The sequence below is a fragment of the Bacillus sp. PK3-067 genome (genome assembly GCF_056738645.1).
Map to the genome: position 1 here is coordinate 4859272 of NZ_CP096490.1, position 14302 is coordinate 4873573.

Annotated in this window: 15 protein-coding genes; 4 read left to right on the forward strand and 11 right to left on the reverse strand. The window is 35.4% G+C overall.

Translation table 11 applies throughout. The annotated features are described in order from the left end of the window. The first annotated feature begins 199 nt into the window (after window positions 1–199). On the forward strand, window positions 200–1576 hold the full coding sequence (locus tag M1D73_RS25150; RefSeq protein ID WP_000287147.1) for a glycine--tRNA ligase: 1377 nt from the start codon (window positions 200–202) through the stop codon (window positions 1574–1576). Window positions 1577–1615: 39 nt separating this feature from the next. Here M1D73_RS25150 and M1D73_RS25155 read toward each other — a convergent pair whose 3' ends face one another. Continuing rightward, window positions 1616–1999, reverse strand: a complete 384-nt coding sequence (locus tag M1D73_RS25155; protein WP_001140612.1) for a hotdog fold thioesterase — start codon at window positions 1997–1999, stop codon at window positions 1616–1618. A 95-nt stretch (window positions 2000–2094) separates the two neighbouring features. Between M1D73_RS25155 and M1D73_RS25160 the strand changes: the two genes are divergently transcribed. Both M1D73_RS25160 and M1D73_RS25165 read left to right on the forward strand, forming a co-directional pair. Beyond that, on the forward strand, window positions 2095–2838 hold the full coding sequence (locus tag M1D73_RS25160; RefSeq protein ID WP_121868761.1) for a DUF3298 and DUF4163 domain-containing protein: 744 nt from the start codon (window positions 2095–2097) through the stop codon (window positions 2836–2838). 50 nt (window positions 2839–2888) lie between these two features. Continuing rightward, on the forward strand, window positions 2889–3482 hold the full coding sequence (locus tag M1D73_RS25165) for a biotin transporter BioY (protein WP_001252150.1): 594 nt from the start codon (window positions 2889–2891) through the stop codon (window positions 3480–3482). A gap of 45 nt (window positions 3483–3527) precedes the next feature. Here the strand turns inward: M1D73_RS25165 and galU are convergent, their stop codons facing one another. Beyond that, window positions 3528–4415 (reverse strand): UTP--glucose-1-phosphate uridylyltransferase GalU, encoded by an 888-nt coding sequence (gene galU, locus M1D73_RS25170; RefSeq protein WP_002097988.1) that lies wholly within the window; start codon window positions 4413–4415, stop codon window positions 3528–3530. A gap of 107 nt (window positions 4416–4522) precedes the next feature. Beyond that, a complete protein-coding gene (locus M1D73_RS25175) occupies window positions 4523–6247 on the reverse strand; it encodes a phospho-sugar mutase (RefSeq protein WP_001104225.1) in 1725 nt (574 codons plus the stop codon). Window positions 6248–6390: 143 nt separating this feature from the next. Here M1D73_RS25175 and cdaS point away from each other — a divergent pair, with 143 nt between their 5' ends. After that, window positions 6391–6996 (forward strand): sporulation-specific diadenylate cyclase CdaS, encoded by a 606-nt coding sequence (cdaS, locus tag M1D73_RS25180; protein WP_000545253.1) that lies wholly within the window; start codon window positions 6391–6393, stop codon window positions 6994–6996. 404 nt (window positions 6997–7400) lie between these two features. On the opposite strand, the gene M1D73_RS25185 is transcribed toward cdaS, so the two are convergent. The 8 genes from M1D73_RS25185 to M1D73_RS25220 form a co-directional block, all read right to left on the reverse strand. Further along, window positions 7401–8648 carry a DUF6080 domain-containing protein gene (locus M1D73_RS25185; protein ID WP_208755759.1) on the reverse strand — a complete coding sequence of 416 codons (1248 nt, stop codon included), beginning with the start codon at window positions 8646–8648 and terminating at the stop codon, window positions 7401–7403. Between the two features lie 15 nt (window positions 8649–8663). After that, complete coding sequence (locus M1D73_RS25190) at window positions 8664–9086, reverse strand: divergent PAP2 family protein (protein WP_000537666.1); 423 nt, start codon at window positions 9084–9086, stop codon at window positions 8664–8666. 11 nt (window positions 9087–9097) lie between these two features. Continuing rightward, the gene (locus tag M1D73_RS25195) at window positions 9098–9442 is read right to left on the reverse strand and encodes an EamA family transporter (RefSeq protein ID WP_001183889.1); all 345 of its coding nucleotides are present in this window, start codon (window positions 9440–9442) and stop codon (window positions 9098–9100) included. Between the two features lie 102 nt (window positions 9443–9544). Continuing rightward, complete coding sequence (locus M1D73_RS25200) at window positions 9545–10432, reverse strand: decaprenyl-phosphate phosphoribosyltransferase (RefSeq protein WP_086404596.1); 888 nt, start codon at window positions 10430–10432, stop codon at window positions 9545–9547. 173 nt (window positions 10433–10605) lie between these two features. Then, window positions 10606–12090: a cytosol aminopeptidase gene (gene pepA, locus M1D73_RS25205; protein ID WP_000487944.1), complete on the reverse strand. Its 1485-nt coding sequence runs from the start codon at window positions 12088–12090 to the stop codon at window positions 10606–10608. Between the two features lie 155 nt (window positions 12091–12245). Then, the gene (locus tag M1D73_RS25210; RefSeq protein WP_071740797.1) at window positions 12246–13493 is read right to left on the reverse strand and encodes a DUF6080 domain-containing protein; all 1248 of its coding nucleotides are present in this window, start codon (window positions 13491–13493) and stop codon (window positions 12246–12248) included. A gap of 15 nt (window positions 13494–13508) precedes the next feature. Continuing rightward, complete coding sequence (locus M1D73_RS25215) at window positions 13509–13931, reverse strand: divergent PAP2 family protein (protein ID WP_086385262.1); 423 nt, start codon at window positions 13929–13931, stop codon at window positions 13509–13511. An 11-nt stretch (window positions 13932–13942) separates the two neighbouring features. After that, window positions 13943–14287: an EamA family transporter gene (locus M1D73_RS25220; protein ID WP_086691816.1), complete on the reverse strand. Its 345-nt coding sequence runs from the start codon at window positions 14285–14287 to the stop codon at window positions 13943–13945. Window positions 14288–14302 lie beyond the last annotated feature (15 nt).

Here is a 14302-nt window from a genome sequence, read left to right on the forward strand (position 1 = left end):
AGTCCCGAGCAATACATGATAAAGTGGATGCACCTTTTGTGTATCAACTAGGGTGGAACCGCGGGCAAACGCTCGTCCCTAGGCAAATAAGCCTTGGGATGAGCGTTTTTTTATGTTCTTTTTAGCATATACTGCTCGTTTCCAAAGTATCAGAGTATGTCATCGCCAATACGTTAACTTTCAAAAGGAGGATTTTCTTATGTATTCAATGGAACAAGTTGTAAACTTAGCGAAACATCGCGGTTTTGTTTTCCCTGGTTCTGAAATTTACGGTGGTCTTGCAAACACTTGGGATTACGGTCCACTTGGAATCGAACTAAAAAATAACGTTAAAAAAGCTTGGTGGAAAAAATTCATTCAAGAATCTCCACACAACGTTGGTTTAGACGCAGCTATTTTAATGAACCCTAAAACTTGGATAGCTTCTGGTCACGTTGGTAACTTCAACGATCCAATGATTGACTGTAAAAAATGTAAAGCTCGTCACCGTGCTGACAAATTAATTGAGGATGCTTTAGATGCAAAAGGCATCGAAATGGTTGTTGACGGTCTTACTTTCGACCAAATGGCTGACTTAATGAAAGAACATGAAGTAAAATGTCCTGATTGCGGTAGTGAAGAATTCACTGAAATCCGTCAGTTCAACTTAATGTTCAAAACATTCCAAGGTGTTACAGAGTCTAGCACAAACGAAATCTTCCTTCGTCCTGAAACAGCACAAGGTATTTTCGTAAACTTCAAAAACGTTCAACGCTCTATGCGTAAAAAGCTTCCATTTGGTATCGGCCAAATCGGTAAGAGTTTCCGTAACGAAATCACGCCTGGTAACTTCACATTCCGTACACGTGAATTCGAACAAATGGAACTTGAATTCTTCTGTAAGCCTGGTGAAGATTTAGAGTGGTTTGCATTCTGGCGTGAAACTTGTAAAAACTGGTTACTTTCACTTGGTATGTCTGAAGAGAGCATGCGTCTTCGTGACCACGGTGAAGAAGAGTTATCTCACTACAGTAATGCAACAACTGACATTGAATTCAAATTCCCATTCGGTTGGGGCGAACTTTGGGGCGTTGCATCTCGTACAGACTTCGACTTAAAACGTCACATGGAACATTCAAACGAAGACTTTAACTATATTGATCCACAAACGAATGAGCGTTACGTGCCATACTGCATCGAGCCATCTTTAGGCGCAGACCGCGTAACATTAGCATTCTTATGTGATGCATATGAAGAAGAGCAATTAGAAAACGATTCTCGTACAGTTCTTCGTTTCCACCCTGCTTTAGCACCGTACAAAGCAGCTATCTTACCATTATCTAAGAAGCTATCTGAAGGTGCTACTGAAGTATTCGCAGAATTAGCTAAAGACTTCATGGTAGACTTTGATGAAACTGGTTCTATCGGTAAACGTTACCGTCGTCAAGACGAAATCGGTACACCATTCTGTATCACATACGACTTCGACTCAGTTGAAGACAAAGCTGTTACAGTACGTGACCGTGACACAATGGAACAAGTTCGTATGCCAATTAGCGAACTAAAAGGTTTCTTAGAGAAGAAAATCCAGTTCTAATTATAAGAAAAAGAGGCTGCTCGTAAGAGCGCCTCTTTTTTACTTTTCACGTTTTTCTTTAATTGCTACTGTACATCTTGATATACATAGTAAATCATCATTTTCATCAATAATACGAACATCCCAAACCATTGTCGATTGTCCTCTATGTATCGGTGTTCCGATCGCTGTTACAATTCCATCTTTCTTTGAGCGAATGTGGTTTGCATTAATTTCTAATCCGAAACAAATACATTTTTCTTGATCAATTAAATTATATGAACCAACACTTGCCACTGTTTCCGCTAATGCAACCGATGCACCTCCATGTAAAAATCCAAACGGTTGATGCGTACGCTCATCAACAGGCATCGTAGCAACTACCTTATCTTCTGTCATCTCTAACAACTCAATTCCAAGTGAATCCATTAAAGTTTTTGCCATATCGCTTCCCCCTTCTCTTACTTTAATTAAATGTATAATTTTACCTATTTATTTTCAAACTACTTATAACACTTATATAAGGAGGCTTCACCTAAATGAAACAGAAATTTTGTATATTACTGCTTATGTTCTCCTTGCTGACTATTGTACCAAATTGTGCAATAACAGCCAAAGCATCTAACCTGACAATCGATGTTAAGACTGTAACGCAAAAAGGTAAGAAACCTTATATAGAATATCAAATAAATAGGCCTTCTTTTCACAACTTTTCTGATTCTAAATTTCAAAATAAACTCAATTTATACTACAAAAAATCCACTGACAAATTTAAAAACAAATTAGAAAAAGAAGCAAAAAAATATTATAAAGAGACAGAAGGATCTAATACACCCTTTCATCCGTACGTAGCAAATGTTGATTATAAAGTCTCTTTAAACAAACCACCTTTTCTTAGCCTATATGTGAATTACTATCAATATACTGGCGGAGCACACGGTCTTTATACGTGGAAGGCAAATACATTTGATTTAAACGAAAAAAAGGTGCTGCACTTAGACGATTTATTTCAACAAAAGGATAAATATAAAGATGTAATCCGTGCAGAGATTGTACGACAAATTAAACAAAATGAAAGCATTTATTTTCCTGATGCAACTGAAAAAGTAATGAGTATGAAAAAATTTCACTTCTTTTTAGAGCCAGACAATCTCGTCATTTATTTCCCTTTATATGAGATTGCTCCCTATTCAAGTGGAATTCCGCAATTTCGTATTCCATATACGTTGCTAAGAGACTATTTAAAGCCTTCTTATCAAAATATTTTGATTGACAACAAGTAAATATTTTCGCTACGATAATGTTAACCTAAAAACAACAGGAGGTTAACATTATGAGAAGATTTCATGTTTTAGATTTAGCATTAGCTGCCATGTTCGTTGCTCTTATGGCCATCGGTGCAAATATTGTATCTTGGGCACCTTTCTTACAAGTAGCAGGCATCCCATTATCTATGCAACCATTTTTCGCAATTTTAGCAGGTCTTCTTCTTGGAAGTAGACTTGGTGCCTTATCCATGACTGTATATATGCTCGTTGGCTTAGCCGGCGCACCAATCTTCGCTAACTTCAAAGCTGGATTTGGAGCACTTTTAGATCCTACTGGTGGTTTTATTATCGCCTTTATTATCGTTGCTTACGTATCAGGAAAACTAGTAGAACAAAAAGAAAGACCAACTTTCATTACATTTGCAATTGCCTCTTTCACTGGAATTATTTTAACTTATATAATCGGTACTACTTACATGTACGGAGCAGTCAATCTCTTTATGGGCGGTAATATGAGCTATAAAGCTGCTTGGATGATTATGATGTGGTTTGCAGTAAAAGATATTGCATTTACAATTATCGGTGCTATTATCGCACCTCGCATATACTATGCTGTGCGTCGTTCTGCTTATCAGCATTCTCATTCGACGATTTCATAATAAAAAAGAGTTATTGCAGATTGCTGCAATAACTCTTTTTTTATATTAAGACTCTTGATTCGCTTGTTCTTCTAAAATTTTCTTCATCATTGCAACCATGTCATCACGCAATTCTGGGTGTTGCAGGGCCATTTCAATTGTCGTTTGAACGAATCCTAGCTTTTCACCTACGTCGTAGCGCTTTCCTTCGAAATCGTAAGCAAATACACGTTGGATTTCATTTAAGCTTTGGATTGCATCTGTTAATTGAATTTCACCACCAGCACCGACATGTTGCTGTTCTAAGAACATAAAGATTTCAGGCGTTAAAATGTAACGGCCCATAATTGCTAAGTTTGAAGGAGCTGTACCTTGTGCTGGTTTCTCAACGAAATTGCGAACTTGGTAACGACGACCTTCTTGTTCTAATGGATCGATAATTCCATAGCGATGTGTTTCCGACTCTGGAACAGTTTGTACACCAATAACAGAAGAAAGTGTTTTTTCATACTCATCCATTAATTGACGTAAACACGGTTTCTCAGCTTGGACAATATCATCACCTAGTAACACTGCAAACGGCTCATCACCAATGAATTTACGCGCACACCAAACAGCATGTCCTAGTCCCTTCGGCTCTTTTTGACGGATATAATGAATATCTACCATTTTTGAAGAAGCTTGTACTTTTTCAAGCAACTCATATTTTTTCTTCTCTAATAAGTTTTGTTCTAGTTCAAATGCATTATCAAAATGATCTTCAATAGAACGCTTTGTTTTACCAGTAACGATAATAATATCTTCGATACCCGATTTCACTGCTTCTTCTACAATGTATTGGATCGTTGGTTTATCTACTATCGGTAACATTTCTTTCGGCATTGCTTTCGTTGCTGGTAAAAAACGTGTTCCTAATCCAGCTGCTGGGATTATCGCTTTTCTTACTTTTTTCATCACAAAATACCCTCTCTCCTGTCGGAATCAATAGCAATTATTTCCTACATAAAACAAAAGGGAGATTTCGCTCCCTTTTGTTCCTTACTACTTAAAATTACTTTGTATTATAAACGATTCATAATGTCTTCTTTAATAGTAAGTAACTTTTGTTCACTATTTTGTAAAGAACTATCTTTTACACCAAAGTAAAACTTAATCTTCGGCTCAGTTCCAGATGGACGTAGGCAGAACCATGAACCATCCTCTAATTGATATTTTAACACATTTGATTTCGGTAAGTGAATCTCTTCTTTATGTCCATCTTGTAAAGATGTAACGATGCTTGCTTTATAGTCTTCCACTGCTACGACTGTTAAGCCTGCTACTTCTTTCGGCGGATTCTCACGGAACGTTGCCATCATCTCTTGGATTTTTTCAGCTCCATCTTTTCCTTTTAACGTTAACGATACAAGGTCTTCACGGAAGAAACCGTACTTCTCAAATACTTCTAATAGACCGTCATATAACGTTTTCCCTTGTGATTTGTAGTATGCAGCTACTTCACATGCAAATAGGACAGATTGTACTGCATCTTTATCACGGCAGAATGGGCGGATTAAATAACCATAGCTTTCCTCATAACCGAATTGGAATTCATATTGTCCGCTTTCTTCATACTGCCTAATTTTCTCACCGATAAATTTAAATCCAGTTAACGTATCAACTGTATCTAAACCGTATGCTTTCGCAATTGTACGGCCAATCTCAGACGTTACGATTGTTTTTAATACGACACCGTTCTCCGGAAGCGTTCCGTTTTCTTTCTTTTGAGATAGTAAGTAATCAAGCATTAATGCACCTGTTTGGTTTCCTGTTAATACTTGGAACTCACCATTATGATTACGCACTGCTACACCAAGGCGGTCTGCGTCAGGATCAGTTGCGATTAATACATCTGCGCCTACCTTTTCACCGTCACGAATGGCATACTCAAACGCTGCGTGCTCTTCTGGGTTCGGTGATTTTACTGTAGAGAAGTTTGGATCTGGTAACTCTTGCTCTTTTACAACTGTCACATCTGTAAATCCAACTTCTTTTAAACCACGGCGTACAGAAATATTTGATGTTCCGTGTAATGGTGTAAAGACGATTTTTAAGTCTTTGCCGACCTTTTGCACCATTTCTTTATTAATGATGACATTGTTCAATTCTGCAGCATATGCATCATCTACTTCTTGTCCAATAATATGTAATAAACCGTCAGCTTTTAATCGCTCTACATCAGCGACTTCAACTGTTAATTCATCTTCTACTGCATTTACGTAGCTAATTAACTCATCTGCTTCTTTTGGAGGTAACTGTCCACCATCTTCACCGTATACTTTGTATCCGTTATATTCAGGTGGATTATGGCTTGCCGTAAGAACGATTCCACTTACTGTATGTAAATGACGAACTGCGAAAGAAAGTACTGGCGTTGGACGTAAGCTTTCAAACACATATGTTGTGATACCGCGTGCCCCAAGTGTAGCAGCAACTTCCATTGCGAACTCAGGTGATTTATGACGAGAATCATAGGCTACAACAACACCGCGTTTTTTCGCTTCCTCACCTAATTTTTCAATAAAGCTTGCTAATCCTTTTGTTGCTTTACGAACTGTATATACGTTTAAACGGTTCGTACCAGCACCAAGTTCACCACGCATACCACCTGTGCCAAACTCTAGATTTTTATAAAAGCTATCCTCGATTTTCTTCTCATCTTGCTTCATATTTTCTAGCTGTTCTTTTAATTCTGCATCTAATTGTGCGTAAGAAAGCCAGCGACTAAATTCTTGTTTCCAATTCATTCTTCTCTCTCCTCTCGCTCGTCATACCTTTATTATATGAAAAAAACATGCTGTATCTCAATATTTTATAAAATCTAACAGGATTTTACTAGGAATATTTGTATACACTATTGTTAAATACTCCACTAAAGGGAATGAGGATTATGCACGAATGGGGCTTGTCAGAAGAGCTCAAAATACAAACAAAGCAAATGATTGAAATTGCTGAAAAAGAACTATCGATTATGAGGAACGCAATCGATAAAGAAGACGAATGTATTTTATGCAAAATGGAAGATATTCATCATATGTTAGCAAATGTACAAACATTGGCAGCTACATACTACATTCAGGCATATTTATCACCTTATACGGAAAGTTCATCTTTTATTACGACAGCTATCCAACATTTAAGCGCCAGAAAACATGGTGCTCTTATCGTTGTGGAACGAAACGAGACGCTTGAAGCTCTCATTCAAACTGGAACGACATTAAACGCTCATTTAACTGCACCATTACTCGAATCAATATTTTATCCAGGTAACCCTCTTCATGACGGTGCCGTTCTCGTAAAAAATAATCATATTGTCTCAGCTGCTAATATTCTTCCTTTAACGAAAAGTACAGAAGTTGATCCTGAGCTAGGAACACGTCACAGAGCTGCAATTGGCTTATCAGAAAAGAGTGATGCACTTATATTAGTTGTCTCTGAAGAAACGGGCCGTACTTCTTTTGCTTTAAATGGGGTTTTGTATACGATTTCTTTATAAACACTTTTTTGAACAGCGCGGTAGTAAATGAAGTTATATCGAATTACCAACAAATATACCTACTATATCAATAAAAAAGGCTGTCTCCAAAATTTGAGACAGCTTTTTCTTCAAAAAATTATTCTTCTACAAAATGCTCGAAAAGTATACGAATTACCTACCCATTGCTGGAACTGCCCCATAAATTATGTGCACACAGCGATATCTAAGTACAATAATTATCACTTCATGTCTTGCTAACTCTTTTTGTACTCAAAACATGTTTAGAGTTCTTTCATAACAACTATATTTTTTCTAAAATGCTACACTTCCGGCTATTATTTTGTATCTATTTTTAAGAAATAGTAAAAAAGGGTACTTTAGACATCCTATCTAAAGTACCCTTTTATTAAAAATCTATTTTATTATAAAGAATAATTGGAGACTGCAAAATGGTAAAAATATAGCATACTTTCAAAATTATTTATAATTATTAATATTAATATTAAACATAAAGCAACTACTTTTACACGTCTCATCACTTTAAAACCATATGCCAATAATAACGGTATTGTAAACAGCATATGTGCACCATAAATAAATGCTTCAGATGCTCCAAAGCCAACAATTCCATGTAAAACAATATTAAATAGTAAACAGAAACTTAAAAACCTTACAAAAGGTTCTTTTCTAAAGTTTTTCCATACAGCTACTATTATAAAAGCATATACAGATACAATCACAATCCATCCGATCATAGTATGCGATGGAAGCATATTTAATTGTGCGAATTGCTCACCTTGTCTTAAAGTAACTTCCGAGAATGATCCAAAGATGAATGAAGATCCTAATACTAAATGAAATGCTAGTATATACTTAGACCCTACATATTCCTCTGAAAAACCTTGTTTCTCTGTAAATTTAATATTAGTATTGATCACATCAATAAGTGATATGTTATTTTCTATAATCACTAATACGAAAAGAAGAACGACCACAATGATAGAAATACCAGTCCAAATGATTCTTTTCTTTAATGTTTTATAACTCATTACACTACCTAAAAACCACATAAACGAATTTGTTAATGTAACTCCCGTTATTCCTATTGCCAATAACATATTAGCAACGCTGAATCCTGCTTTCGCTTCTTTTTCTCCTGTAATAAACGGATAACATACAAAGCACATCAGTACCAATGTGAAATTGGCATAAACAAAAGATTCCGGTGTCCACGTAATAACTAACATAGTAGCTGAAAATCCGTACATAACCGCTAATAGGAAAGAAACAATTACATTCTTACAAATTTTACAACATAACATGTAAATCATGACTACACTTATCGTACTTAAGAATGCTTGGAAAAATATAATACCTTGCACTACATTTTTTACACCTAGTGATGATACCACTGTTGCTATTTCCTCAGTTAAAAAATTTAAAAATGGATGTCGAAACAACACTTCATCTGCAATTGGTATTTTAGCCAAGAAAAAACTTAAAATGTAATAACCCTGATCAAAAGAAAAATACATGTCATACCAGGAAGCTGTTAAAATCTTAGAGTCGTTTTCCATTTTCCAACCGATAAAAAAATAAAATGACCAATAAAAAATGAAAAGGACAAGGGCTAATATCCCCTTTCCTTTATAACCATTCCAAATACTCAATACTTCTTCTCCTCTCTAAGGTAGAAATACCATAATTAGATGTGCTACATACCCAATAACTGTTCCTAACACAAGTCCACCAAAAATCTCATGCCAATGATGTCCTTGGCGCTCTCTTAATTTCTCTTCTTCCGAACTTATATGTTTATTCAACATTCTTGCATGTTTACCAACTGTACGGCGAAGTCCTGTGGCATCAATGATAACAATTGTTAAAATTGCCATCCCGATTCCAAACATCGGGGTATTAAAACCTTCATGAAACCCTATTGTCATGACCATACTTGATAAAATCGTTGTATGCGTACTAGGAAATCCACCATTTCCTACTAAACGAAAAGCATCTTTTCCAGAACGAAGATAATTCACTAAAAATTTCAATACTCCCGAAGCTACCCAAGCTATAAATGGAAGTACACAATATAAATATGTTCCCATTGCTTTACCTCCTATGATTTTGCAATAAATAAAATGCCAGCTACTATACATACCATTCCAGCAATTTTCATGAAATTGATTGTTTCACCAAATAATAATGCTGATGCAATAATAACAAACACATATCCGAAACTCACCATTGGGTATGCATAACTTAAATCAACCTTTCTCAGCACAATCATCCATAATAATGCACTTAAACCGTAAAAAGCTAGTCCGAAAAAGTTCGGTACGTTAATGAAATTCATAATACCTACAGCCGCTGAACTTTGTGATTTCATTGCGCCAAACTTTAATAAAATTTGCCCTACAACTCCCATACCAACTGATAAAATAATCATCAAAAATTGTTGCATCTCTATACTCCTTAACTGTTTATATTCAAAAAATGTTTTATTCCAAATAAAAAACGTTTAAGACACTCCTCTTAAACGTTTTAACAAACCCGAATAGAGTAATTAAAAGTTCAATAGTATAATAATAACTGTTATCGCATATAACAACACTGTTATTAAAATATGCTGATCCTCTAATAAAACTTTATCTGGTTCTCCACCTTTATCTTCCATGTGAACTAAATATAAATAACGAAAAATCCCGTAAATTACAAATGGGATTGTCCACATTAAATAGATACTTTTCCCTGCATTAAAAGTAAAGATAGCATAAGTTACAATAGTTGCCGACGTAACAATTGTACTTAATTGGTCTAACAAAGCAGGAGAATAACTTTCTAATACTTTTCTATGAGAACCTTTATTATTCTGTAACAATACTAATTCATGTCTTCTTTTATTAATGGCCAAGAATAGTGACAGTAATAATGTACATAATAAAAACCACGGTGTAAATGGCACTTGAATAACTAATCCACCGGCCAATGCTCGTAAAACAAATCCAGATGCAATAATTAAAATATCAATGATTACAACATGCTTTAAACGAATTGAATACGCTACATTTAAAATAAAATAGGCTGCTAATACTAAGCACAATAACGGATTTAGTATATATGAAACTACTAAAGACGCTACTAAAATAACACAACCTGCCGTAATAGCAAAGTACGGATTTAATGCCCCCGATGCCATCGGTCGATATCGCTTAACAGGGTGCTGTCGATCTGCCTCAATATCCATAAAATCATTTAAAATATAGACACAGCCAGATATTGCACAAAATAGTGCAAAACAAATTGCAGCTTGTGCCACCATAGTTAAAGATACTTGTTTTATCGAAAAGACTAACGCTGCAAATACAAGCAAGTTTTTAGTCCACTGTTTCGGGCGTAACTGTTTAAAAAACAATACAACTATATTTTGTTGAGATAAAGTTCCTTCCCTCATAATAATAAGAGTGCTTCTATTTTGTCACTCTCTTCTTTCCCTCCCTATTCAATTGTTATTTACTTCTAATACAGGAAAGATTATATCACATAAGTATAACATTGAAAATCAACTATTAAATACCAATAAAAAAGGCTGCCTCAAAAATTTGAGACAGCCTTTTCTTCAAAAAATTATTCTTCTCCAAAACGCTCCACAAGTGTTGCAAGTGTACGTACCATTGCACCAGTTGCTCCAGCTGGACCTAAGTCGTGCGCGCCTTTTGTTTCTGATGTTCCAGCGATATCTAAGTGTACCCACGGTGTATCTTCAGCGAATTCGCCTAAGAATGTACCTGCCATAACCGCATGTCCTTCACGGCCTGGTGAGTTATTTAAATCAGCAAACTTGCTGTTTCGAACGCGTTCTTTATCACGATCAAAAATCGGTAGTTGCCAAATTGGCTCATCTGTTTCCATAGAAGCCTCTAGCACTTGCTCAAATAACTCTTCATTATTTGTCATTGCGCCTGTCGTATAGTTTCCAAGTGCAACAATTACACCGCCTGTTAATGTTGCAACATCAACAAGGTAGTTTGCACCAAGTTTTTTCGCATACGTAATACCGTCAGCTAAAGCTAGACGACCTTCTGCATCCGTATTTAATACTTCAATTGTTTTTCCGCTCATAGATGTGATTACATCGTCTGGCTTAAATGCCGTACCACTTACAACGTTATCAGTTGAAGGAATAACAGCGATCACATTTTGTTCTGGGCGAAGTTCACCGATAATTTCCATCGCACCTAATACAGCAGCTGCACCGCCCATATCACCTTTCATACCAACCATGCCTTCACGTGGTTTTAAAGAATAACCACCTGTATCGTATGTAATACCTTTTCCAACGAACCCAATGACATCTGTCCACTCTTCTTTTCCTTTATAAATAAGAGCGATCATTTTTGGTGGCTCTACACTACCTTGGTTTACTGCAAGTAACGCACCCATACCAAGGTCTTCCATTTCTTCTTTCTCAAGAACTTTATAGTCCATATCATACTTCTCCGCTAATTCAACAGCATACTCAGCAAGCTTTGTCGCTGTTAATACGTTTGGCGGCATATTTACAAGTGTACGAGCTGAATTTGTTGCACGTCCATGTACGTAGCCAACTGTTAATGCGGCTTCAATTTCTTGTGCATCTTCCGCTGTAATAGCCGTGAACTTCTCTAACTCTACACGATCCTTTTTATCTGATTTATACGTTTGTAATTCATATGTACCAAGGCCTTGTACCTCTGCTGCAATATGAGCGACATCAATCGCGTCTAATTTCTCTGTTACGAAAGAATCAAGTAAGATTGCTGCATCTTGTACTTTTGCTGCTTGCAGTGTTTTAAACGCCTTACCAAGAGCCGCACGTAACGTTTCTGTCGTGTAAGATTCCTTCTTTCCTAAACCAACAAAGTAATAACGTTTCACATTTGTTTTCCCTAAGCTATGTACTTTTGAAATGGCCTTTTTCTTCGTAGATAATTCTTTCTCTTCTAGTAAAACTTGTAATTGCCCTTCAAACGCTTTGTCCAGTTCTTGTACAAAACTACTCATTTTCTCTTCTTCAAATAAAGCAACAATTACCGCTTCATGACCTGCTAATTCTTTTTGTACTTGAAACATGTTCAGACCCCCTAAATTTCTCTATTTTTATTATAACTATATTTTTTCTAAAATGCGATAATTCGGACTTTTATTTTATATCTATTTTTAAGGAATAATAAAAGGGTACTTTAGACATCCTATCTAAAGTACCCTTTTATTAAAAATCTATTTTATTATAAAGAGTAGTTCGAGACTGCAAAATGATAGAAATATAACATACTCTCAAAATTATTTATTAATATTAATAGTAATATTATACATAAACCGACTACTTTTATACGTCTCATCACTTTAAAGCCATATGCCAATAATAAAGGTATTGTAAATACCATATGTGCCCCATAAATAAATGCTTCAGATGCTCCAAAGCCAACAATTCCATGTAAAACAATATTAAATAGTAAACATAAACTTAAAAACCTTACAAAAGGTTCTTTTAAAAAGTTTTTCCATACAACTACCAATATAAAAGCATACACGGATACAACTACAATCCAACCGATTATAGTATGTGAAGGAAGAAGGTTCAAATGTGCAACTTCACTTCCTACTCGCAATGGTACTTCTGAAAATTTACCAAAGATAAAGGAAGATCCTAATAATAGATGAAACATCAATATACCTACTGGTTTGACGTATTCTGGTGAAAAACTCTGTTCTTGCGTAAAGCCCATACTAGACTTCACTGCCTCGATAAGAACTACATTATTTGCGTTCATTACTAAAACAAACGTAATCACGACAATAACAATAGAAATACTAGTCCAAATAATTTTTTTCTGCAATTTTTTATAACTCATTACACTACCTAAAAACCACAGAAACGAATTAGTTAAAGTGACCCCAGTTATTCCTAATGCCAATAATATATTGGTAATATTGAACCCCATTTTTGCTTCTTTTTCCCCATTAATAAATGGATAACACACAAAACACATCAGTACCAATGTGAAATTTGCATAAATAAAAGATTCCGGTGTCCACGTAATAACTAACATAGTAGCTGAAAATCCGTACATAACCGCTAATAGGAAAGAAACAATTACATTCTTACAAATTTTACAGCATAATGCATAGATCATCACTACACTAATTGCACTTAAGAATGCTTGAATGAATATAATACCGTGTACTATATTCCCTACTTTTACTGTTTCAAGTATCCACATGAATCCTTGAACAAAATAATAAAGGAATGGATGTCGGAACCAGCTCATCCCTACTATCTCTCCTCTCTCAAGGAAAAAACCAAAAATGTAATATCCTTGATCAAAAGAAAAATAGGTATCACTCCACTCCCCACTCAAAATTTTGGAGTGAGTATCCATTTTCCAACCAATGAAAAAATAAAACGAACAATAAAAAATGAAAAGGACAAGGGCTAATATCCCCTTTCCTTTATAATTATTCCAAATACTCAATGCTTCTTCTCCTCTCTAAGGTAGAAATACCATAATTAGATGTGCCACGTACCCAATAACTGTTCCTAACACAAGTCCACCAAAAATTTCATGCCAATGATGTCCTTGACGCTCTCTTAATTTCTCTTCTTTCGAACTAATATGTTTATTCAACATTTTTGCATGTTTACCAACTGTACGGCGAAGTCCTGTGGCATCAATGATAACAATTGTTAAAATTGCCATCCCGATTCCAAACATCGGCGTATTAAAACCTTCATGAAACCCTATTGTCATGACCATACTTGATAAAATCGTTGTATGCGTACTAGGAAATCCACCGTTTCCAACTAAACGAAAAGCATCTTTTCCAGAACGAAGATAATTCACTAAAAATTTCAATACTCCCGAAGCTACCCAAGCTATAAATGGAAGTATACAATATAAATATGTTCCCATTGCTTTACCTCCTATGATTTTGCAATAAATAAAATGCCAGCTACTATACATACCATTCCAGTAATTTTCATGAAATTGATTGTTTCACCAAATAATAATGCTGACGCAATAATAACAAATACATATCCGAAACTCACCATTGGGTATGCATAACTTAAATCAACCTTTCTCAGCACAATCATCCATAATAATGCACTTAAACCGTAAAAAGCTAGTCCGAAAAAGTTCGGTACGTTAATGAAATTCATAATACCTACAGCCGCTGAACTTTGTGATTTCATTGCGCCAAACTTTAATAAAATTTGCCCTACAACTCCCATACCAACTGATAAAATAATCATCAAAAATTGTTGCATCTCTATACTCCTTAA